Source organism: Nocardioides bruguierae (genome assembly GCF_023554635.1).
GTDB lineage: Bacteria > Actinomycetota > Actinomycetes > Propionibacteriales > Nocardioidaceae > Nocardioides > Nocardioides bruguierae.
Map to the genome: position 1 here is coordinate 19,339 of NZ_JAMJPH010000021.1, position 21,740 is coordinate 41,078.

Genomic DNA, 21,740 nt, shown 5'->3' on the forward strand with positions numbered 1-21,740 from the left:
CTTCCTTCCACCCGCACGACCAGCAGCGAGGAGACACCACCGCATGCAGTACCGAGACTTCGGCCGGACCGGCTGGAAGGTCAGCGAGATCGCCTTCGGCGGCTGGCAGCTGGGCGGCCAGTGGGGCGACGTCGACGACGACGCCTCCATCGCCACCCTGCACCACGCCTTCAGCCAGGGCGTGAACTTCGTCGACACCGCCGAGTACTACGGCGAGGGGCACAGCGAGGAGGTCATCGGCCGGGCCCTCGAGCAGTGGGACGGCGACAAGATCTACGTCGCCACCAAGGTGCGTCCGATCCAGTGGCCGTCGCCGTCCGAGGGTGACCCGCAGATGACCGGCCGCTACCCCGAGTGGTACGTCCGCGAGAACGTGGAGAAGTCGCTGAAGCGGCTCGGCACCGAGCGGATCGACCTGTTCCAGCTGCACGGCTGGTTCCCGCAGGGCATCACCCAGCTCGACTGGCTGGAGACCCTCAACGCGCTGCGGCAGGAGGGCAAGATCGACAAGATCGGCGTCTCCATCCGCGACTACCGCCCCGAGGACGGTGTCGCCCTGGCCGAGTACGGCCTCGTCGACTCCCTCCAGGTCGTGCACAACATGTTCGAGCAGCGTCCGCGTGAGGCGCTCTTCCCGGCCGGCGCCCGCAGCGGCTCGGGCTTCATCGCCCGCGTGCCGTTCGACTCCGGCTCGCTCATCGGTCACTGGCACGAGGGCACCTACGACACCTGGCCCGAGGACTCGGTGCCCGCCTGGCTGTTCCGCGGCGAGCGCTTCGCCGAGACGCTGCGGCGCACCGACGAGCTGAAGAAGCTCGTCGCGCCGTACTACTCGACGCTGGCCGAGGCCGCCATGCGCTACGTGCTGGCCAGCCCCGAGGTCTCCACGGTGATCCCGGGCATGCTCACCCCGCGCGAGGTGGACATGAACGTCGTCTACTCCGACGGCGAGCCCTTCCCGACCGAGCTCCTCGACGCCCTCGGCGAGCACGGCTGGCCGCGGAACTTCTACCAGTGAGCGCCGTCGACCACCGCGGCCCCTTCGACGGGTTCGGCGGGGCGCCGGGCGAGCAGTCGCTCGCCGTCCTCGCCGAGCGCGCGAAGACCCCCGGGCGCCCCATGCGCGAGGCCACGCCGGCCGAGTCGCGGGCCGCGCAGTACACGTGGCTGCCCTACATGGGGACGCCGGCAGAGGGCGTCACGACGACCGACCGGTTCATCCCCGGACCCCACGGCGACATCCCCGTCCGCGTGCACGTGCCCACGGGCGAGGGGCCGTTCCCGGCGCTGGTGGCCTTCCACGGCGGCTGCTGGATCGTCGGCAACGTCGAGGTGATCGATCTGCCCCACAAGTCGCTGGCCGCGGCCACCGGCTGCGTCGTCGTCGCGGTGAACTACGCCAAGGCGCCAGAGCACCGCTTCCCGGCGCCGCTGCAGGACTGCGTGGCCGGCTACGCCTGGACCCACGAGCACGCGGCCGAGCTGAACCTGGACTCCTCGCGCATCGGCGTCGTCGGCGACTCCGCCGGCGGCAACCTCTCGGCGACGGTCTCGCTGGTCACCCGCGACGGCGGACTGCCCGGCTTCGACGAGCCGCTGCCCGCCCCGGCGGTGCAGGTGCTCGTCTACCCGGCCACCGACTGGCGGCTCGACACCGCCTCGGCGGAGGAGTTCGCGGACGGCTTCGGTCTCTCCACGGCGGACATGTCGTGGTCCTGGTACCAGTACGTCGCCTCCGAGGACGACCTGAAGAACCCGTTCGTCGCGCCCGCCGAGGCGGCGTCGCTGGCGGGCCTGCCGCCGGCGATCATGGTCACGGCCGGTGCCGACGTCCTGCGTGACGAGGGCGTCTTCTACGCCCAGCGCCTCGCCGCCGACGGCGTGCCCGTCGAGCACCTGCACTACCCCGAGGCCCTCCACGGCTTCTGGTGGATGGCCGGCGCCGTCGACGACTGCGCCCGCATGGAGGCCGACATCGCCTCCGCCCTCGAGAAGCTGTGGGGGTCGCCTATGGCCTGACCCCATCTACGTGGCGAAGGGGCCGTCCCGACAGGTGGTCGGGGCGGCCCCTTCTTCGTGTGTGCTCTCCGGTGGTCGAGGTGCGAGGAGCGCTGGCGACGAGCCACGAGACCCCCGCACCCGACCGGCTACCCGCGCCCGCCCCCGACCGGCGGTGAGCTGGCAACCGTTCCGCTGGCCGGTTCGGTTGCTGCCGCACCGCCCATCGCGCCGCGGGCCGACCGGCGGTGAGCTGGCAACCGTTCCGCCGACCGATTCGGTTGCTGGCGCACCTCCCATCCGGAACGCACGAGGGCCCCGCCGACCAGCCGGTCGAGCGGGGCCCTGGGGGAGTGCGTCAGGAGTGCGCGGCCCGGAACTCGTCCTCGAACTCCTCCAGCGACTTGCCCTGGGTCTCGGGGACCATCGCGGCGGTGAACCAGATGGACCCGAGGCCGATGGCCGCGAAGACGAAGAACGTGGCAGCGATGCCCATCGCGGCCACCACGGGCGGGAAGCCGAGGGCCACGACCGCGTTGGCCATCCAGAGGCAGAAGACGGCGGTGCCCATCGCGAAGCTGCGGATCTTCAGCGGGAAGATCTCGGAGAGCAGCAGCCAGCCGATCGGGCCGATGGTCGCCTGCACGACGAAGACGAACAGCACCACGAGCACGAAGATCACGTAGGGCTTGGCGCCGTTGTCCGGGAACAGGAATGCCGCCGCGCCGATCAGCACGTGCATGGCGGTGGTGCACACGACGCCGAAGAGCAGCATGCCGCGTCGGCTGAAGCGGTTGATCACCATGATGCCGATGGTGATACCCAGGACGGCCACGGCGCCGTTGGCGGTGTTGGCGATGATCGCGGCCGAGGAGGAGAAGCCGGCCTGCTCCAGCAGCTGGCTGCCGTAGTACATGACCGAGTTGATGCCGGTCAGCTGCATGACGACGCCGACGCCGATGCCCACGATGACGAGGCGGCGCACCCACGGGGTGGCGAGATCGGTGAGGCCGCCGGTGTGCGACTCCTCCTCCTCGAGCGCGAGCTGCTTGACCTCGTCGATCTCGGCCTGGGCGCGCTCGGGGGAGCGCAGCGTCATGAGGACGGCGAGCGCCTCGTCCTCACGGCCCTGGGACATCAGCCAGCGGGGGCTCTCGGGCATCCGCAGCATCCCGAAGAACAGGACGAACGCGGGCAGCACCGCGACCAGGAGCATGAAGCGCCAGATGGCGTCGTAGTCGCCCCAGATGTTGTAGATGATCGCGTTGATGATGAACGCGGCGAACTGGCCGCTGACGATCATGAACTCGTTGCGGGTCACCAGGCTGCCGCGACGCTCGGCCGGCGAGACCTCGGAGAGGTAGACCGGCACGGTGGCCGAGGCGCCGCCGACGGCGAGGCCCAGGATGAAGCGGAAGAGCGCCAGGACGGGCCACGTCGGCGACAGGACGCAGCCGATGGTGCCGATCGCGAAGACGACCGAGAGCACCAGGATGTTGTGCCGACGGCCCCAGCGGTCGGCCATCCGACCACCGACCAGGGCGCCGAACGCGGCACCGAACACGAGGATCGAGACGACCAGGCCCTCGGTGAACGCGGTGAGGGAGAGGTCCTCCTTCAGCGGGCCCAGGGCGCCGTTGATGACGCCGGTGTCGTAGCCGAACAGCAGGCCGCCGAACGTGGCGACGACGGCCACCAGGCCGACCCGCCGGCCGTGGTCGTGGCCGCTGCTCGGCGGGGCATGGGGCGTGGTGGTGTCGGTGCTCACGAGACGATCAGCTCCTGGCATGGGGAGGTTTCCGGGTCCTGGCACGCGCCGCGGAGGGCTGGGGACCGACGCTTGTGGCACGTGCCATTCATGGCGTACGTCACGGAGGCTAGCACGTGCTAGAGATCACGTGTGACATGTGTCGGGCAGCGACGGGGACGCTGACCCTGGCGGGTCCGCGTCTGACCTGCGCCGACGTGCGCGGCCGGGGAGACGAAGATTTACCCCGGGGGACGCCCGTCGAGCCTGAGCTCGACCCCGAGCCCGAGCCCCGTGCTGGGGGACGTCAGGAGCGGCGCTGGCCCGCGCTGTCGACGACGACGACCTCGATGCCGCGACGCGTGAAGGCGGCTACGTCGGCCTCGGTCGCGGACTCGTCGGTGACGAGCGTGCACGCGTCGGGCAGGGGAGCCCACGCGTGGAAGGGGCGCCGCCCGAGCTTGGCGGCGTGGGCGAGCACGTAGACGTGCGCCGAGCGACGCATCATCAGCTCCTTGAGGCGGGTCTGGCGCTCGTCGGCCTCGCAGATGCCGTCCTCGGCGGTGACGCCGTCGGCGCCCAGGAACGTGCGGTCGAACGTCCGGCGCTCCAGGGCGGCCTCGGTGACGGGGCCGACGAACCCGAGGCTGACCGGGCGCAGGGTGCCGCCGAGGCACTCGACCTCGACGTCCTCGAGCCCGGCCAGCTCCTGGAGCGCCGTGAGGCCCACCGTGGAGACGCGCAGCGGCCCCTTGCGGCGCAGCTCGTGCGCCAGGGCGCCGGTGCTCGTGCCGGCGTCCAGGAGGAGGCTCTCGCCCGCCACGACCTGCTGTGCGGCCCACCGGGCGAGCCCCCGCTTGGCCTCGTAGGCCTCGCCGAAGCGCTCGCGCAGGCTGGACTCGGGGCGACCGTTGATCGCCATGGCCCCGCCGTAGGTGCGGGCGAGGCTGCCCGCCTGCTGGAGGCGGGCGAGGTCCCGACGGATCGTCGAGGGGGTCACGTCGAAGCGCAGGCTCAGCTCCTCGACGCTGGCCAGGCCCGTGGTGTGGGCCAGCTCGAGGATGGCCTCACGACGCTGGTCGGCCTCTCGCGGCACGCGGGTCCTCCCGGTTGCTGTTGCTGCTGGTCAGCCGGCGACGGTGGCGAGCTCGGTCGCCTGGCGCATGGCCTCGATCATGCTACCGATCTCGGCCTTCCCGGTGCCCGCGATGTCGAACGCGGTGCCGTGGTCGACCGAGGTGCGGATGACGGGCAGCCCGACGGTGATGTTGACGCCGGCCTCGATGCCCAGCACCTTGACGGGGCCGTGGCCCTGGTCGTGGTACATCGCGACGATGAGGTCGTAGTCGCCGCGGCCGGCCAGGAAGAACGCGGTGTCGGCCGGCAGCGGGCCGCGGGCGTCGATCCCCGCCTCCTGCAGCACGCTGATGGCGGGGGCGATCTTCTCGTCCTCCTCGCCGTAGCCGAACAGGCCGTTCTCGCCGGCGTGCGGGTTGATGCCGCAGACGCCGATCACCGGGTCGCTCACGCCCGAGCCGACCAGGGCGGCGTGTCCGCGGCGCACGGTGCGCTCGACGAGGCCCGGCTCGATCTTCGCCACGGCGTCGATGAGGCCGATGTGGGTGGTCACGTGCACGACCTTCACCTTGGGCGTCGACAGCATCATCGAGACCTCCTCCGTGCCGGTCAGGTCGGCCAGCAGCTCGGTGTGGCCCGGGTAGACGTGACCGCCGGCGTGCAGGGCCGCCTTGTTCAGCGGCGCGGTGCAGATGGCGTGGACGCGGCCGGCCACCGCGAGCTCGGCGGCGACCCGGATGTAGTGGTAGGCGGCGTCGCCGGCGACGGGGGAGACCTCGCCCCACGGCAGGTCCGCGGGCAGCAGATCGAGGTCGATGACCTCGATCGTCCCGTCGGCCCACACGGCCTCGTCCAGGTCCTCGATGACGTGGAGCTCGACGTCCACGCCCATGATCCCGGCGGCCAGGCGCAGGCGCGCCGCGTCGCCGATGACGACGGGGCGGCAGGCGGCGCGCAGCTCGGGGGCGACGAGGGCGCCGACGACGACCTCGGGCCCGACCCCGGCGCCGTCACCCATGGTGACGGCGATGACGGGGGAGCCGGCGGCCTGCGGGGAGGTCGGGGTGCTGGTGTCGGTGACGGTCATGGCGGTTCCTCCTGGAGGGCTCTGGACCTCGGCCGTGGCCGGGTCCGGGTCGCTGGTGAGCGGTCGGGTGCGGGTGTGGTCGGTGGGCTGCGGGTGCAGGCCCGCGCCGAGGTGGCGGGCCGCGAGCAGCAGGCTGTCCGGGCCGCCGTGGCTGCCCGGGCGGGTCACGACGCGGCGCGGGTGGGTGGCGGTGTCGCCCGGGTCGGCGCTCGTGCGGGTGAGGGCGTGCGACGCGATCGCGCCGGGGTGCACCTGGTCGACGAGGGCGAGCCGGGTGATGCCGAGCCCGTCGAGCACACGGCGGGCGGTCTCCCCGCCGGTGAGGACCAGCGACGTCCGGCCCTCGTCGTCCGCCAGCGCGAGCGCGACGGTGCGGGCCAGCAGGGCGACCATCGCGCCCGAGCGGTCGCGGTCGAGGGGGCTCGGGGCGAAGGTCAGCACGGTGGGCGTGGTGGCCAGGGCGGCGCGGACGGCGGCCGCGTGCTCGATCGCCAGCTCCTCGCGCTCCTCGGTGCCGGTGGGGGCGTGCGCGGGGTCGAGCGCCAGCACCTGCGCACCGTGCGCGGCCAGCCGCGCGACCTGTGCGCGGGCGCCGGGCTCGGCGGAGCCGACGACGGTGAGGACGGGGCCGGTCGAGCCGTCCGCTGCGGGCGTGCGCGGCCTCGCGGCACTTCCCTGCGCGGCGGACGCCCGGCGGCGGCCGATCGCTCCCAGGAGACCGGCGGAGCCGGCCGGGACGAGCGCCGCGAGCGCGGAGCAGGCCGCGGCGACGACGTCGAGGTCGGCCTCGGTCTCGGCGTCGACCGCGAGCACGGTGTCGGTGCGAGCCGGGTCGCCCGCCCGGTCCGAGGGCGCGCGCAGGACGGAGCGCAGGAGCGCGGCGAGGTGCATGGCCCCGGCCCGTACGTCGTCGAGGCCGACGATCGTGACGGGCCGCCCCAGGCGCGTGGCCAGGTCGGCGTCGGATGCCTCGAGCGCCCCGTGCTCGCCCGCGCTGAGCACGCTCCCCGCGCGGAACGAGCGGCGGGCCGCCGGGAGCGCGGGGCAGAGCAGCAGCGTCCGACCGTGTGCGGCGACTGCGTCCGCGAGCAGGCCGAGGTGGCCGCGCAGCAGGGAGTCGACCTTGAGGACGGGGTCCGAGTCCCGTGGCGCGTCCAGGGCCGCGGCCAGCGCCGCGTCGAGCAGCGCGCGGGCCTCCTCGCGCGGCCGGGTGCGGGAGTCGAGGTCGAGCACGGTGACGCCGGTGGAGGACGGGGCGAAGGCGTCCGCTCCGTGGCCCAGGAGCACGTCAGCGGCCCCTCCGGCGCTCAGGGACCAGCCCGCCTCGGCCGCGCCGCTGAGGTCGTCGGCCACGCAGACCACGGCGCCGGTCGTCGGCGCGGGCGACTGCTCGGCCATGGGTCCTCCTCCGGGTCGACGGTGCTGCGGGTAGTGCGCAGTACGCTAGCAAGAGATGCGCAGAATGCGCCATAGTCTTGCGCGAAACGCGCAACACGTGCAGGATGAACGTGAGCCGGGCCACCCCCGGTGCCCGCGCAGAGGTGCGGGCGCACCGTGCGCGGGTGGGCCCGCACCACGCGCAGAGAGGACCCGCATGACCACCCAGCTCGACCGCACCTCCGAGGGCGCCGCCACGGGCGGCCTCACCGGCTTCGCCCTGCCGGGCAGCGACCTGCCCGTCTCGGGCGCCGTGCTGGGCACCATGACGTTCGGCGACACCGTCGACGCCGCCGGTGCCGGAGCCATGCTGGACGCGGCCCTGGAGGCCGGCATCACCACCGTCGACACCGCCAACGGGTACGCCCGCGGCACCACCGAGTCGCTGCTGGCCCCGCTCCTGGCGACCCGCCGGGGCGACGTCGTCCTGGCCACCAAGGCCGGCATGCCGCACCCGGACGCCGGCGAGCACGCCCCGCTCTCCCGGGCCGGGCTCACGGCCAGCGTGGAGGGCTCGCTCTCGCGGCTCGGGGTCGAGCGGATCGACCTGTTCTACCTGCACCAGCCCGACCGCGCGACGCCCGTGGCCGAGACCCTGGAGACCGTGCGCGACCTGGTGTCCGCCGGCAAGATCGGCGCCCTCGGCGTCTCCAACTACTCCGCCTGGCAGATCGTCCGGCTCCAGCAGGTGGCGGACGAGGTCGGCGCCCCGCGTCCGGTCGTGGCCCAGCAGCTCTACAACCTGCTGGCCCGCCGCATCGAGGAGGAGTATGCCGAGATGGCCGCGACCAGCGGGGTCGCCACCATGGTCTACAACCCGCTGGGCGGCGGCCTGCTGACCGGGCGCCACCGCTTCGACGAGCAGGCCACCGACGGTCGGTTCGGCGACTCCGTGCTGGCCGAGATGTACAAGGCCCGGTACTGGGACGAGCGGCTCTTCTCCGCCGTCGCGGAGCTCGGCCGGATCGCCGACGAGGCCGGCGTGAGCCTGGTCGAGCTGTCCCTGCGCTGGCTCGCGGGGCGCCCGGCCACCGACTCGCTGCTGCTGGGCGGCTCCCGCACCGAGCACCTGGCCAGCAACCTGGCGGTGCTGGCTCGCGGGCCGCTGCCGGCCGACGTCGTCGAGGCCTGCGACGCGGTCGGCGCCGGCCTGCGCGGCCCCATGCCCGCCTACCACCGCTGAGACCCGACCCGAGAGGACGTCCGTGAACCCCATCGACTTCGCCCGCAGCATCCGCGCCCGTGAGCGCGCCGTCGGCTACTGGGTCGTGCTCGACGACCCGGTGGCCACCGAGCGTCTGGCCCGCGTCGGCTACGACTACGTCTGCCTCGACGCCCAGCACGGCCTCATGGGCTACGAGGGCCTGCGCAACGGCTTCCTCGCCATCGACGCCGGCGCCACCTCGCAGGCCTGGGTGCGCGCGGCGAGCAACGAGGCGGCCGGCATCGGGCGAGCCCTGGACGCGGGGGCGACCGGGGTCATCGTGCCGCTCGTCGACACCGCGGAGGACGCGGCCCGCGCCGTCGAGGCCTGCCGCTACCCGCCGCACGGACGCCGCTCCTACGGCCCGATGCGCTCCCAGCTGCGCGTGGGGCCCACCCCGGCCGAGGCCGACGAGGCCGTGCTCGTGCTGGCGATGATCGAGACTCCGCAGGGCCTCGAGAACGTCGAGGAGATCTGCTCGGTGCCGGGCCTGGACGGTGTCTACGTGGGCCCCTCCGACCTGCGCATCGCGGTCGGTGGGTCCTCGCCGAAGGACAGTAGCGTGGACGAGGTCTTCGAGGCCGCGCTCGAGCGCGTCGCCGCGGCCGCCAAGGGGGCCGGCGTGGCCGCGGGCATCCACAACCCCGACGGGGCGAGCGCCGCGCGCCGCCTCGAGCAGGGGTTCACCTTCGCCACGGTCGCCTCCGACCTGGTGCACCTGGAGCAGGTCGCCGCCCAGCACCTCGCTGCGGCCCGCGCGGAGGGCTGAGCACCTCCACTCCCCGGCGGACGACGAACGGCCCGGTACCCCTCGCGGGGTGCCGGGCCGTTGGTCGTGCCGGTCGCGACTGACGGTCAGCTCCAGAGCTTGCAGTCCCCGTCGAGCACCTGCGCCTGGCCGTCCAGCCAGGCCTCGGTCACCACGACGTGCTTGATGCAGCGCCGCGACTCGTGGGCGTAGGTGACGTGCAGGTGCCCGTCGGCGTCCACGGCCAGGCCCGGGTACTCGTGACGCCGGTTGGCGCGCAGGTTGGCCCGGCCCGTGAAGCCGTCCCCGACCTCGACCACGCGGCGCCAGGCGAAGGTGCGGCCGGCGTCGTCCGAGGCCGCCAGCGTGACGGACGGGCGCTCGAACGGCCAGAACACCTGCGTGCGGCCGCTGTTGAAGCCCAGGTCGTTGCAGACGACGCCGAGCCGGCCGCTGGGCAGGCGCAGCGCGGTGATCGAGGAGTTGTTGTTGGGCAGCTCGGTGGGGGAGGGACGCGACCAGGTCTCGCCGCCGTCCTCGCTGGTGGCCAGGTAGACGTGGTCGGCGTACCGGCTGCGGAACAGGGCCACGAGCCGGTCGGGGGCGAGCTCGACGACGTTGGCGTGGACGCACCCGGCACTGTCCGGCACCTCGACGGCGCGCCAGGTCTCGCCCTCGTCGTCGGAGAGGTGGACGACGGTCACGTCCGAGCCGTTCTTGTTGCCGTCGTCCGTGCTGACCCACGTCGGCAGGACCCAGCGGCCCGAGGCCAGGACCTGGGGCGGCTGCCGCAGGAACGTGCCGGGCCGGTCGAGGAACACCTCCGGCGCGGACCAGGTGCGCCCGCCGTCGCGCGAGACCATCCGGCGGACCTCGGCGGTGTGCTGGAGGTTGAAGGTCTCCTCGCGGTCGGGGCGGCGTGCCAGCTGCGAGGGGTAGAGCAGCCACACCGCCCCGTCGGGGGCCGCGAACAGCGCCGGGTTCTGGTCGGAGCGGTCGGGGTCGTCGGTGAGCTGCTCCGCCGGCGTCCACGTGCCCGACCCGTGCTCGAGCCGCGAGGACCACAGGCAGATGTCGGGGTTGCCCTCGTCGGACCCGCCGAACCACACGGCCAGGAGGTCGCCCCCGGGCAGCGGGAGCAGGCAAGGCGCGTGGTTGGACGGGACGGGGGTCGGCAGCAGGGCCACGAGCTGGTCGCGGGCCTGGTCGGCCCGGACCACGCCGTCGTGCGCGAGCGCGGGCAGGACGGGTGCGCCGTCGAGCTTCATGGGATCTCCAGGAGGTGCGGTGTGCGGGTGGTGAGCGGGAGGTGTGGAGCGGCGACGGCCCCCGCCCCGGTGCGGGGCGGGGGCCGTGACGGGCGGGGCCGGCTCAGCCGCCGAAGGCGTTGGCGACCATGGTGGGCAGGTTGATGGCGATCTGGATGCCGACGCCGACCGCGATGACGCCCAGGACGCCGAGGATGATCGTGGCCCAGGGCTTGTTCACCGCGTAGTCGAGCATGTGCTTGCGGCGGCTGGTGAGCAGCAGCAGGGCGATGACGATGGCGGGCAGCGCGAGCAGCGTCGAGAGCGCGGTGCCCGCGACCGAGAGCGTCACGAGGTTCGGTGCGAACGGCAGCGAGGCGACGAGCGGCAGGACGGTGAAGAGTCCGATCTGCACCCGCTTGAACCACGGGTCCTCCTCGTCGCGGCCCAGCCAGTGCGAGGCCTTCTTGAAGGAGAGGTGGATGCCGTTCATCGCGAGCTGGGCGAAGCCGCGGGACTCCGGCGGGAACGAGGTGGCCGCGGCGGAGAAGAGGACCAGCCACAGGATGTAGGGGCCGATCGGGCCGATGATCGCGCCGAGGATGCCGGCGAGGTCCTGCTCGTTGCTGATGGTCAGGCCGCCGACGTCGCGGGCGTGCTCGGCGGCGACGATCCAGAACAGCAGGTTGATGATGAGCAGCGGGGCCATGCCGGCGATCAGGTCGAGCTGCTGGATGCGGCGGTAGCGCGGCCCCGTCCAGCCCTTGTCCTTCATGAACCCGCTGTAGAGCAGGTTCGGCATGTTGCCCGCGATCGTGCCGATGGTGGCGGCGGCGATGACGATGGGTGCGAAGGCGCCGCCCGAGGTGTTGTCGTCCTCGGGGATCTGGAAGGCCAGGCCCTGGAGGAAGCCGCCGATGTCGAAGTGGCCGATCCGGATGAGCGCGTAGACGTACGCGCCGATCATCAGCAGGGAGGCGAACCGGGCGACGTACTCGAGGATCGTCAGCGGCGCGCGCCGGGTGATCACGTACAGGGTGCCGCCCACGATGAGCACCGAGCAGATGAAGACGCCCCAGTCCCCGCCCCAGCTGCCGCCGGTGAGGTTGTAGAGCCCGATCGCGGCCGCCTTGAGGAAGGTGGCCTGGGTGACGAAGCCCGCGACCAGCACCACGACGGCCATCGCGCCGGGCAGCCAGGGCGCGATCCGCTTGAACCCCTCGAGGATCTGGGTGTCGCCGTAGCGGTTCATCAGCGTGTACTTCGCCAGCGCGGAGATGATGAAGATGCGCGCGAAGAGCGACAGGATCAGCGTCCAGACCAGGGCGTACCCGTACTGGGCGCCGGAGACCGAGGACGAGACCAGGTCGCCGGTGCCGAGGAAGGTCATCGCCAGGACGAGGCCGGGCCCGACGGTGGTCACCAGGCCGCGGCCCCGGGGGATCGGGTGCTGCGGCGGCGGCGCGGAGGTCGTCGCCTCGGGGCGGGTCTCCTGCTGGGTCATGGGTCGTCCTCGCTTCCGGGCTCCTGCGTCGACGCCGGTGCGGGCGACGAGAGGAGTCGATGTGCGCGCAGTGCGCGACGCGTCTGCGTGTTCAGTGCAACAACAGTAGGCTGTATGGCGCGGGTCACGCAATGCACGTCACACTCTTCGTGCGAGAAGTGCGCATGGCGCAGACTTGCTGCGCGTAACGCGCAGGCGATGTCGGAACGAGAGCAGGGAACGCGCAACATGGATGCAGGAGTGTGGGGACTCGGCCTGGTGCTGCTGGCGATGGCGGTGGGCACGTGCCTGCAGGGCGCCGTCGGCTTCGGGATGGGCACCGTGGCCGCGCCGGTGGTCGCGGTGGTGGACCCCTCGGTGCTGCCCGGCCTCGTCATCGCCGTCGCGCTCCTGCTGACGATCGCGATCAGCGTCCGCGAGCGCCGAGCCATCCACCTGCGAGGCGTCGGGGCGGCCTTCGGCGGCCGCGTGGTGGGCACCGCGGTGGGGGCCGTCGTCGTCGCCGTGCTCGCCGAGCGGTGGGTGAGCATCCTGGTCGGCGTCGTGGTCATCGCCGCCATGGCCCTGGCGGCACTGGGCTGGCGGCCCGAGCCGAACCGCCGCAACGTCGTGGTCGCCGGCGCGACCTCCGGCCTGTTCGGCACGACGACGGGCATCGGCGGCCCACCCATGGCCATGGTCTGGCGTGCGGGCGAGCACGCGCAGGCTCGCGGCACCCTCTCGGCGTTCTTCCTCGCCGGGTCGGCCCTCTCCCTCGTGGCGCTGGCCGTGGCCGGCGAGCTCGACCGGGACGTCGCCGTCGGGGTCGCGCAGGTGCTCCCCGCGGTGGTCGTCGGCCTCGTCGCCTCCCAGTGGCTGGTCAAGGTCGCCTCGCCCGGCCAGATCCGGGCGGTCGGCATCGCGGTCTCCGTGCTGGGTGCCGTGGCCGCGGTGATCAGCGGCGTGCGGGGCTGACCAGGCGCGGGTGACCGCCCGGGATCAGGCGAGCGAGCGCAGGGCGTCGTCGAGGACGTGCAGCGCGTGCTCCACGTCCGCGTGCTCGAGGACGAGCGGCGGGCGGATCTTCAGCACGTGACCGTGCGGCCCGGCCACGGACAGCAGGACGCCCCGCTCCCGCGCAGCCTCGACCAGGTCGAGCGCGCGGCCGCCGTCCGGCAGCCCCGTGGCGGGGTCGAGCACGTCGATGCCGGTGTACTGCCCGACGCCGCGCACCGTGCCGAGGCAGGGGTGGTGCCGACCCAGGTCGCGGAGTCCACCGCGCAGGTCCTCGCCGACCACGCGCGCCCGCTCCTGCAGCCCCTCGCCGCAGATCACGTCGAGCACCGCGCTCGCCGCGGCCACCGAGACCGGGTTGCCGCCGAAGGTGTTGAAGTACGGCTGGCTGCCGGCGAAGGCGTCGAGCACGTCGGCCCCGGCCGCCAGGGCGGAGATCGGGATGCCGTTGCCCATCGGCTTGCCCAGGGTGACCAGGTCGGGCACCAGGCCCAGCCGCTCGAAGCCCCAGAACGCCTCGCCGGTGCGGGCGAACCCCGGCTGCACCTCGTCGGCGATCACCAGGCCGCCGTTGCGGCGCACGGTGCGCGCCGCCGCGTCCAACGACCCGCGGACGCCGGGGAAGACACCGTCGGAGGAGAAGACCGTGTCCACCAGCAGGCCGGCCACCCCGTGGCCCGCGTCCTGGAGCCGCATCACTGCGCGGCGCACGTGGTCGGAGAACCAGGCGCCGACGTCGCGCTGGCCGGTCGCCGCCACCGCGGCCGGGTCCGGCGGCGGCACCAGCTGCACCGCCTCGTCCAGGACCTGACCGGGGCCGAGGGCGGGAGAGAACCCGCTGACCAGCGCGGTGTTGCCGTGGTAGGCCTCGCTGCTGATCACCAGGCCCCGCTTGCCGGTGGCGGCGCGGGCGACGCGGATCGCGAGGTCGTTGGCCTCGGAGCCGGTGCACAGGAAGACGAGACGCTCCAGGGCGTCGGGCATCGTGCCGAGCAGCCGCTCGGCGTAGGAGACGACGCCCTCGTGCAGGTACCGGGTGTGGGTGTTGAGCTGCCCCATCTGCGCGGTCACGGCCGCCGTCACCGCCGGGTGCGCGTGCCCCACGCTCGGCACGTTGTTGTAGAGGTCGAGGTAGCGGCGGCCCTCGGCGTCCCACAGGTGGCAGCCCTCGCCGCGGACCACCTGCACCGGCGTCCGGTAGAAGAGCCGGTACCCCGAGCCGAGCACGGCGGCGCGCCGCTGGGCGAGCACGCGGCTCTCGGGGTCGAGCCGCTCGAGCGCGGAGGCGTCGAAGGCGTTGGCGTCGAGGATGCTGGAGCGGTCGGTCACCGCTGGGGGTCCTGTCCTGGGTCGGGGATGGGGCGGAGGACCTGGCCCCCGCCGGACCCCATCATCCCGGACCCCGTCCGGGGCCGGGACGGGTCTGCGCGACGGTCCGGTTACCGTTTGCCGCTCCTGCGTGAACGGTGTGTTTCCGCAGGTCCGCGCCACCCTGTACTGCCGGGTGCGGCACCGCCGGGACGCCTACGCTGCCCGGGACCATGGTGACACCGCCGCGACAGGAGCCCGGAGTGCCGCTCGACCCCCTGGCCGTCTTCGAGACCCTCGGCCGCGGTGCTGCCGCGCCGGCCTGGCTCACGGCCGAGGTCGGCCGGACCTGGCTGCCGGGCGCGCTCGACCTCGACGTCCGCCTCCTCGCCGTCTCGGAGAACGCCACCTTCGCCGTGCGCGTGGCCGGCGAGCCGCGGATGGTGGTCCGCCTCCAGCGCCCCGGCTACCTGGGTCACCTCGACGAGGTCCGCTCCGAGCTGTGGTGGGCCGAGGCGATCGCCCGCGAGACCACGGTCGCCACGCCGGCCCCCGTGCGCGGCGACGACGGCGGCCTGGCGCAGGTGCTCGTCGACGACGCCGGGACCCGCTGGACGGCCGTCGCGTTCGCGTTCGTGCCCGGGTCGATGCTCGAGGACGTCGCCGACCCGGTGCCGTGGTTCCCCGCCATCGGGGCGGTCGTGGCCGAGCTGCACGCCCATGCCCGGGACTGGGACCGGCCCGAGCGGTTCCGGCGCTTCTCCTGGGACCTGCCCGACCTCGTCGGCCCCGACGCCCGCTGGGGCTCGTGGCGGGCGGCCACGCTGGACGACGGCGGGCGCGCCGTGCTCGAGAAGGCCGAGGCGGCCGCGCTGGACGTCGTCGGCGCGCTGCCCCGCGACGCCCGCTGGTGGGGCCTGGTGCACGGTGACCTGCGGCCGTCCAACCTCATGGTCGACACCACCGCGGCCCCCGGCGCCGACGCCCTCGTCGTGATCGACCTCGACGACTGCGGCTTCGGCTTCTGGATGCACGACTTCGGGGCCGCGCTCTCCTTCTACGAGCACCGCCCCGAGGCGCCCGCGATGGCGGCGGGCTGGCTCGCGGGGTACCGGTCCGTCGCCCCGCTGACCGCCGCCGACCTCGACGTGGCGGCCGCGATGTCGGTGCTGCGCCGGCTCACGCTGCTGGGCTGGGTCGTCACCCACCGCGAGGACGCCCTCCCGCCCGACCTGCACGCCGAGATGACGCCCGGCACCGTCGACGTCTGTGCGCGGTACCTCGCCGACCCGCGCTGGTTGGTGGAGGGCGCCTGACACTCTGCCGACTCGGCGGTGTGGGTGGGCGGACTCAGGCGGGGGAGATCGCGAAGTTGTCCCGGAAGAGGCCGCTCGGGTCGTAGCGCCGCTTGAGGTCGCGCAGCCGCGCCAGGTGGGCGGGCGGGAACGCGGCCTGGAGCGCGCGGGCATCGGTGTCGGTCTCGAAGGAGAGGTAGAGGCCGGCCAGGTGCGGACGCAGCGCGTCCCAGTGCTGCTCGAACCCGTCGCCGCTGCCGAAGGCGTTGAGCTGGAAGGCGGCGTCGCGGTGGGCCCAGGCGGTCGCGTCGGGGGCCACGTCCGCGACGGCCCCACCGACCGCGCGGATCTGGAACCAGTGCGAGACGCCGGCGGCGAGCAGGCTCTCGATCCGTGCGGTGAGGTCGGGCGAGAGGTGCGTGGCCAACCCTGAGTGGGAGACCGGCTCCCCGCGTCCGGCCTGCTTGGCGTCGCTGGAGAACAGTCCCATCACCTGGTCGTAGGTGGCGAGCGCGATGTTCTGGTCGGTGAGCCGGCCGACGCCCGCGAAGGGCTGGAGCAGGTCGACGATCTCCTCGGGGTCCTCGGCGTCGACGACGAGCATCGCGCTGGCGGTCCACGCCGGACCCTGCCGCGGGCCCAGGACCAGCTCGCCGGTGATCCGCCGGTCGGCGGCCTCCATCGTGGTGCCCCACGCGGTGAGCAGGTCGGCCAGCGAGTCGTGGGCGAACATCAGCTGGGCGAACCCGACCCGGCCCACGCGGGCCGCGCGGAACGTGAACGACACCGCCACGCCCATGTTGGCTCCGGCGCCGCGGACGGCCCAGAACAGGTCGGGCTCGACCTCCTCGCTGCACGTGACGACCCGGCCGTCGGCCAGCACCACGGTCGCCTCGACGAGGTGGTCGATCGTGAGCCCGTGGGAGCGCGCGAACCAGCCGACGCCGCCGGCAGTCGCGAGCCCGCCGACCCCCACGCCGCCGTAGTCGCCCGAGGAGATCGCCAGGCCGAGCGGGCTCAGCACCTGCGAGACCTGCACCCACGTGGCGCCCGGCCCGACGCGGACGAGGTCGTCGCCCAGCGGGGTCACCTCGTCCAGCGCGCTGACGTCGAGCACCAGGCCACCGCGGTTGAGAGAGCGCCCGGACAGGCCGTGGCCGGCCGAGAGCACCCCCAGCGGGACATCGCCGCCGGCCGGCGCCACCTCGGCGGCCACCCGCACGGCGTCGGACACCTCCGCCACGTCGCGGGGCCGCAGCACCAGCGCCGGCGCCCCGCCGCGCAGGTAGCCCGCGGTGTAGCGCGACCAGCCCGGGTCGCCCTTCTCCAGGGCACGCTCGGCGAGGTGGTCGGGCAGGTCCGGGGCCAGGGCAGGACGACGCCGCGCCGGCCGTGCCGACGTCCCCGCCCGCTCCCTCGCCTCCGCGACGCGCTCGCGCACGGCGGGTGCGAGGACCTTCGCGACGTGGTCGAGGACGTGGCCCTCGTCGCCCATGAAGACGAACGTGTCGATGCCCTCGGTGGTGGCGAGGTCGACGAGGTCGTCGACGCCGAGGTCGGGGCCGACGTTGAGCACGCGCTGGACGTCGCCGGGCGCCCGCCCAGCCTTCGTGGCCGCCTCGTCGATGATCGCGTTGCCGCGCCTCAGGTCGCCCGGCTTCAGGTACGACAGCGACGGCAGCCACCCGTCCGCGGTGCGGCCCACGAGGCGCAGCATCCGCGGCTTGTAGGCGCCGACCCAGAGCGGGATGCGGTGCGCCGGGGCCGGCCCGCGCTGGGCCTGCGGCACGGGGTGGAAGCGTCCGGTGCTGCGGAACGGGCCGGGCTCGCCGTCGTCCCAGATGCCGCGCAGCACCGCCATGGCCTCCTCGAGCGCCTCGACGGACTCGCCGGCGGAGAGGCGTCCGCCGCCCATACCCTCGATGGCGTCCCAGAACCCGCCGGCGCCGAGGCCCATCGCGAGCCGTCCGCCGGAGAGGAGGTCGAGGCTGGCCGCGGCCCGCGCCAGCACGGCGGGCCGGCGCAGGGGCATGTTGAGGACGTTGCCGGCGACCGTGACCCGCTCGGTGCGCGAGGCGACCCAGGTGAGCAGCGTCCAGGTGTCGTGGAACGAGGCCTGGTACGGGTGGTCCTGGAAGGTCACCAGGTCGAGCCCGGCCTCCTCGCTGCGCACCGCCAGGTCGGCCGCCTTGTGCGGCGGGTGGTTGACCGGGGTGATGAAGGAGCCGAAGCGCAGGTCTCGTCCGTAGTCAGGCACGCTCCCAGCGTGCTGGCGGCGTCCTCGCCCGGCAAGGTGGGGGTAACAGGGTTACCCTGGGTAAGTGACCACGTCGGACGCCGCAGCCACTCGCCCTCTGCTCGACCACCGGATCGACGACGACCAGTGCCGGCGTGCCCGCGAGGTGCTGGAGTTCGTCGGCCGCCGCTGGACCAGCGGCGTCATGCTCGCCCTCGGCCGCGGCGCCACCCGCTTCGGCGAGGTGCAGCGGATGGTCGACGGGATCTCGCCGCGGCTGCTGTCGGTGCGGCTGCGCGAGCTGGAGGAGCACGGTCTCGTCGAGCGGGTCGTCACTCCCACCACGCCGGTCTCGGTCGGCTACCACCTGAGTGCGCAGGGCCGGGAGCTGCTGGCGTCGATGCAGCCGCTGGTTCGGTACGGCCAGCGGTGGGAGCCGGACCCGCCGAGCCGGCACTAGCTGTCACCTCGATCAGCGGTGGGTGGGTCAGGTGCGAGCAGGCTGCTCCAGGCGCAGCGCGAGCGCCGGGCAGGCGCTGACCGCGAGCCGGGCCTGGCCCTCGTCGGCGTCCGAAATCTCGGCGTCCGCGACGACGGGGAAGCCGAACTCGTCCCGGCTGACGTGCTCGGCCAGCAGCCGGGCGCAGAGGCCGTGCCCGTCGCAGCGGGTCCAGTCGACGGCGAGGCGGCTCATCGGGCACCGCCCGTCGGCAGGGCGCCGCGGTCGGGGCGGCCGCAGCCGCTCCCGTGCACGTGGGCGCTGACGTCGTCCGCGAAGACCCCCAGGGCCGAGGCGACGAACCCGACCGCGCCGGTGGGGTGGTGGCACGCGCCCCGGCCACGGGTGACGCCGAGGCGGGTGCGGAGCCGCTCGTGGTCGACGGCCTCGCCGCGGGCGAGGGCGAGGAGGTCGTCGGCGATGGCGCGCAGGCCGAAGACGCAGGGGCCGCACTGGCCGGCGGACGCGCGGGCCAGCCAGTCGGTGACGCGAGCGACCTCGGCGACCGGGCAGGTGTCCTCGGGCAGGACGGCGAGGACGCCGGCGCCCCAGCCGAGTCCGCGCTCCCGCATGTCGGCGCGGCCGACGACGGCGCCGGTGGGCACGGTCCAGGCGCCGTGGTACCCGCCGACCAGGACGGGGCGGGTGTCGGTACCGAGCAGGTCGCGCAGCGCGACGCCGTGGGGCACCTCGACGACACCGGCGGCCGGGGCGTCCCCGAGCACCGTGACCAGACTGGTGCCCGGCTCGTGGGCGGGGCCGACGCTCGCGTAGCCGGCCGGACCCATCGCGGAGAGCAGGGCGAGCTGGGCGAAGGTCTCCACGTTGCTGGCGTAGGTGGGCGCGTCGTCGAGTCCGCGGTCGTGCGGCAGCACCCGGCGGCCGTTCGGGCGGGGCGCGCGGCCCGAGAGCCCGTTGACCAGGGCGCCGACCTCACCGCCGACGAAACCGTGGTGGGTGAGTCGCACGTCCAGCCGGGCGCCCGCACGGTGGGCGGCCGCCGCCAGCGCGTGCGCGGAGGGCTCGTCCTCGACGGCGACGACCGGCGCCGCGGAGGAGCCCAGCGCCCCGGCCACGAGCCGGATGCCCGCGACCACGAGGTCGGGCTGGTGCCGCATCAGGGCGCGGTCCTTGAAGGACGCGGGCTCGCCCTCGCCGCCGTTGACCAGCACCCGGCCGCCGAGCGGCACCGCGGCGAGCTTGCGGGCCACCGGGAACGCTGCCCCGCCTCGTCCGAGGAGCCGGACGTCGGTGGCGGCATGCACCAGCCAGGCGCGGTCGCGCGGCGGGACCTCGGGCGTGGTGGCGGCGAGCAGCCGGGGCGTGCCCAGGGTGAGCAGCGGCGGGGTCGGGGCGTGGCCCGCGGTGGTGGCGGGGGCGGTGACGGTCATCGGGAGACCTCCTCGAGCTGGCGGGAGCCGGCCGGCAGCGTGGCCGGACGGTAGGGGTCGAAGGTGCCGTCCGCGCGGCGGACGACGGTGCGGCGGGCGCGTCCGACCACGCGGACGACGAGTGCGAGGGCGACGAGCGCGGACCCGGCGACGTAGGTGGCGATGGCCCAGGAGGAGGACGAGTCGGTGCCGGCGAGGATCGCGTGCACCAGGCTCAGGCCCCAGCCGACGTAGGCGGCCCCGTGCAGCCACCGCCAGGTCCGCTCGGCCGCGTGGTCGACGAACCAGCGGCGGGCCCAGCCCACGAGTGCCGCGAGCAGGATCGCGTACGCGCCCAGCGTGCCCAGCCCCACCGCGAGCGCCTCCCAGCCGGCGGTGAACGGGACCAGCGCGCCGGCCAGGTTCACGTCGACGTAGGAGTCGAGCACGACGAGCACCAGGTGGACGACGAGCGCGACCAGTCCGACGACGGCCGTGCCGCGGTGCAGCAGCTGGCGCACGGTGCGTCGGTCGACGGCCGCCGCCGAGCGTCCGCCCACTGCTGCCGTGGCCCCGAGGGCGACGGTGAGGCTGAACGCCACCCAGGCGAGCATCCCGAAGGAGCGGATCAGGTACCAGGCGGTCATGCCGCCACCTCCGTCTCGGTCTGTGTCGCCTCGCCGGCCGGCGTGTGCCGGGGCTCGTCGGGCCAACCGTCGCGGGTGTGGACGTGGCCGCGGCTGTCCACGAGCCGGGTGGGCAGCGGGGCGGCGGCGAGCGCGGCCTCGGTGTCGACGAGCAGCCAGGTGCTGCGGGTGTTGGCGGCCAGGCAGGTGCTGGCCCACACGGTGGCGGTGCGGAAGGCGCCGGTGGCGCTCCGGCCCGTGCGGGGGTCGATCAGGTGGTGGACGCCGGCCCAGCGCCGTCCCGCGGTCGAGGACGTCGCCAGCCCGCCGTCGTGCAGCGTCACGAAGCCGCCGCCGGTGTCCTCGGTCTCCTCGACCGAGATCGTCCAGCCGCCGTCCGGGGAGCCGTGGGCGGCCACGTCGCCGCCGATGCTGACCAGGAACGGGGCGTGCGCCCGGCGGGCTCCGCGGCGGACCGCCTCATCCACCGTCCAGGCCTTCGCCGTGGAACCGAGGTCGAGGCCGGTGCCGGCGGGGACGCCGAGCAGCCGGAGGGCCGGGTCGCTGCGCAGCCCGTGCCAGCCGATGACCCGCTCTCCTCCCTGGCCCTGGTGGGCGGTGCCGGTGGGCCTCCCGCGGACGACCGCGATGTCGGCGTCGTAGCCGAGCGCGACCAGGTCCGCGGCGAGCGTCGGGTCGACCGCGCCGTCCGTGGCCCGGGCCGCGGCCACCCCTACCTCGACCAGCGCGAGCGTCAACGGTCGCACCGGCACGAGGCGGCCCGCGGCGGCGTTGACGCGGGCCAGGTCGGAGTCGTCGCGGAAGCGGCTGACCGCCCGGTCGACGTCGGCCATGAGGGTGCGGACCGTGGCGGTCACGGCCGGCAGGTCGCGCTCGTCGGCGCACGTCACGACCACGCTGCACGACCAGTCGCTCCACCGTGTCGTGGGGTGGGCGCTCATGACGAGTGCGTCCCTGCGTCGGGCCCGGACTGGCCGGTGCTGCCGGAGATGCCGGAGCCGGACGAGGAGCTCGAGCCGGAGCTGTCGGAGCTGGAGGAGCCCGAGTCGCTCGAGCTTCCCGAGCCGCTGCTGCTGGAGGAGCCGCTGTCGGTGGAGGACGAGCCGGAGTCGGTCGAGGTCGAGCCGGAGTCCGTGCCCCTGTCGGTGCTCGAGCCGGAGTCCGAGGTGCTGCCGGACGTGTCCGTGGTCGCGGTGGTCGTGGTCGCCGCCTCGGCGGCGAGGGTGTAGCCGCCGACGGCACCGATGCCGCCGACGACCGCGGCCGCCAGCCAGACGCGGCTGCGGGTGCGTAGACGGCGGCCGACGCCGGCGGTGCGCTGGGGGTGGTGGTTGCTCATGGAG

General features: G+C 74.2%; 19 protein-coding genes. 8 read left to right on the top strand and 11 right to left on the bottom strand.

The genetic code is table 11. From position 1 onward, the window contains the following. Positions 1–43: 43 nt before the first annotated feature. The gene (locus tag M8316_RS11880) at positions 44–1,018 is read left to right on the top strand and encodes an aldo/keto reductase (protein ID WP_250054826.1); all 975 of its coding nucleotides are present in this window, start codon (positions 44–46) and stop codon (positions 1,016–1,018) included. Next, positions 1,015–2,019 carry an alpha/beta hydrolase gene (locus M8316_RS11885; protein ID WP_250054828.1) on the top strand — a complete coding sequence of 335 codons (1,005 nt, stop codon included), beginning with the start codon at positions 1,015–1,017 and terminating at the stop codon, positions 2,017–2,019. Before M8316_RS11880 ends, M8316_RS11885 begins: the two co-directional genes overlap by 4 nt. A gap of 337 nt (positions 2,020–2,356) precedes the next feature. Here the strand turns inward: M8316_RS11885 and M8316_RS11890 are convergent, their stop codons facing one another. The 3 genes from M8316_RS11890 to pdxA all read right to left on the bottom strand — a co-directional run bounded on the left by M8316_RS11890 (position 2,357) and on the right by pdxA (position 7,307). Further along, entirely contained in the window at positions 2,357–3,766 is a 1,410-nt protein-coding gene (locus M8316_RS11890) for a sugar porter family MFS transporter (RefSeq protein ID WP_250054830.1), read from the bottom strand. A 286-nt stretch (positions 3,767–4,052) separates the two neighbouring features. Then, positions 4,053–4,841 (bottom strand): DeoR/GlpR family DNA-binding transcription regulator, encoded by a 789-nt coding sequence (locus tag M8316_RS11895; RefSeq protein WP_250054832.1) that lies wholly within the window; start codon positions 4,839–4,841, stop codon positions 4,053–4,055. Positions 4,842–4,871: 30 nt separating this feature from the next. Then, complete coding sequence (pdxA, locus tag M8316_RS11900) at positions 4,872–7,307, bottom strand: 4-hydroxythreonine-4-phosphate dehydrogenase PdxA (RefSeq protein ID WP_250054834.1); 2,436 nt, start codon at positions 7,305–7,307, stop codon at positions 4,872–4,874. A 196-nt stretch (positions 7,308–7,503) separates the two neighbouring features. Between pdxA and M8316_RS11905 the strand changes: the two genes are divergently transcribed. Both M8316_RS11905 and M8316_RS11910 read left to right on the top strand, forming a co-directional pair. Next, complete coding sequence (locus tag M8316_RS11905) at positions 7,504–8,529, top strand: aldo/keto reductase (RefSeq protein ID WP_250054836.1); 1,026 nt, start codon at positions 7,504–7,506, stop codon at positions 8,527–8,529. Between the two features lie 22 nt (positions 8,530–8,551). Further along, on the top strand, positions 8,552–9,319 hold the full coding sequence (locus tag M8316_RS11910; RefSeq protein ID WP_250054838.1) for an HpcH/HpaI aldolase family protein: 768 nt from the start codon (positions 8,552–8,554) through the stop codon (positions 9,317–9,319). An 86-nt stretch (positions 9,320–9,405) separates the two neighbouring features. Here the strand turns inward: M8316_RS11910 and M8316_RS11915 are convergent, their stop codons facing one another. Next, on the bottom strand, positions 9,406–10,566 hold the full coding sequence (locus tag M8316_RS11915) for a sialidase family protein (protein WP_250054840.1): 1,161 nt from the start codon (positions 10,564–10,566) through the stop codon (positions 9,406–9,408). A gap of 103 nt (positions 10,567–10,669) precedes the next feature. Continuing rightward, positions 10,670–12,049, bottom strand: coding sequence for an Nramp family divalent metal transporter (locus tag M8316_RS11920; protein ID WP_250054842.1), 1,380 nt, complete (start codon positions 12,047–12,049; stop codon positions 10,670–10,672). Between the two features lie 228 nt (positions 12,050–12,277). Here M8316_RS11920 and M8316_RS11925 point away from each other — a divergent pair, with 228 nt between their 5' ends. Then, a complete protein-coding gene (locus M8316_RS11925) occupies positions 12,278–13,003 on the top strand; it encodes a sulfite exporter TauE/SafE family protein (RefSeq protein ID WP_250054843.1) in 726 nt (241 codons plus the stop codon). A gap of 24 nt (positions 13,004–13,027) precedes the next feature. Here the strand turns inward: M8316_RS11925 and M8316_RS11930 are convergent, their stop codons facing one another. Next, positions 13,028–14,371 (bottom strand): aspartate aminotransferase family protein, encoded by a 1,344-nt coding sequence (locus M8316_RS11930; protein ID WP_250054845.1) that lies wholly within the window; start codon positions 14,369–14,371, stop codon positions 13,028–13,030. Between the two features lie 242 nt (positions 14,372–14,613). On the opposite strand from M8316_RS11930, the gene M8316_RS11935 reads away from it, so the two are divergent. Further along, positions 14,614–15,666: a phosphotransferase enzyme family protein gene (locus tag M8316_RS11935; protein ID WP_250054847.1), complete on the top strand. Its 1,053-nt coding sequence runs from the start codon at positions 14,614–14,616 to the stop codon at positions 15,664–15,666. 34 nt (positions 15,667–15,700) lie between these two features. On the opposite strand, the gene M8316_RS11940 is transcribed toward M8316_RS11935, so the two are convergent. Further along, positions 15,701–17,902, bottom strand: a complete 2,202-nt coding sequence (locus M8316_RS11940; RefSeq protein ID WP_250054849.1) for an LLM class flavin-dependent oxidoreductase — start codon at positions 17,900–17,902, stop codon at positions 15,701–15,703. A 64-nt stretch (positions 17,903–17,966) separates the two neighbouring features. Between M8316_RS11940 and M8316_RS11945 the strand changes: the two genes are divergently transcribed. Continuing rightward, positions 17,967–18,341 (top strand): winged helix-turn-helix transcriptional regulator, encoded by a 375-nt coding sequence (locus M8316_RS11945; protein ID WP_250054850.1) that lies wholly within the window; start codon positions 17,967–17,969, stop codon positions 18,339–18,341. 27 nt (positions 18,342–18,368) lie between these two features. Here M8316_RS11945 and M8316_RS11950 read toward each other — a convergent pair whose 3' ends face one another. The 4 genes from M8316_RS11950 to M8316_RS11965 are packed head-to-tail and all read right to left on the bottom strand — an operon-like array spanning position 18,369 to position 21,338. Continuing rightward, complete coding sequence (locus tag M8316_RS11950; RefSeq protein WP_250054851.1) at positions 18,369–18,575, bottom strand: ferredoxin; 207 nt, start codon at positions 18,573–18,575, stop codon at positions 18,369–18,371. Continuing rightward, complete coding sequence (locus M8316_RS11955) at positions 18,572–19,771, bottom strand: NADH-ubiquinone oxidoreductase-F iron-sulfur binding region domain-containing protein (protein WP_250054852.1); 1,200 nt, start codon at positions 19,769–19,771, stop codon at positions 18,572–18,574. The genes M8316_RS11950 and M8316_RS11955 overlap by 4 nt, the downstream gene beginning before the upstream one ends. Next, positions 19,768–20,397, bottom strand: coding sequence for a ferric reductase (locus tag M8316_RS11960; protein ID WP_250054853.1), 630 nt, complete (start codon positions 20,395–20,397; stop codon positions 19,768–19,770). The genes M8316_RS11955 and M8316_RS11960 overlap by 4 nt, the downstream gene beginning before the upstream one ends. Further along, positions 20,394–21,338, bottom strand: a complete 945-nt coding sequence (locus tag M8316_RS11965; RefSeq protein WP_250054854.1) for an FAD:protein FMN transferase — start codon at positions 21,336–21,338, stop codon at positions 20,394–20,396. The genes M8316_RS11960 and M8316_RS11965 overlap by 4 nt, the downstream gene beginning before the upstream one ends. Here M8316_RS11965 and M8316_RS11970 point away from each other — a divergent pair. Then, the gene (locus tag M8316_RS11970; RefSeq protein ID WP_250054855.1) at positions 21,327–21,626 is read left to right on the top strand and encodes a hypothetical protein; all 300 of its coding nucleotides are present in this window, start codon (positions 21,327–21,329) and stop codon (positions 21,624–21,626) included. The two genes, M8316_RS11965 and M8316_RS11970, sit on opposite strands and share 12 nt — an antisense overlap. The last annotated feature ends 114 nt before the right edge of the window (positions 21,627–21,740 follow it).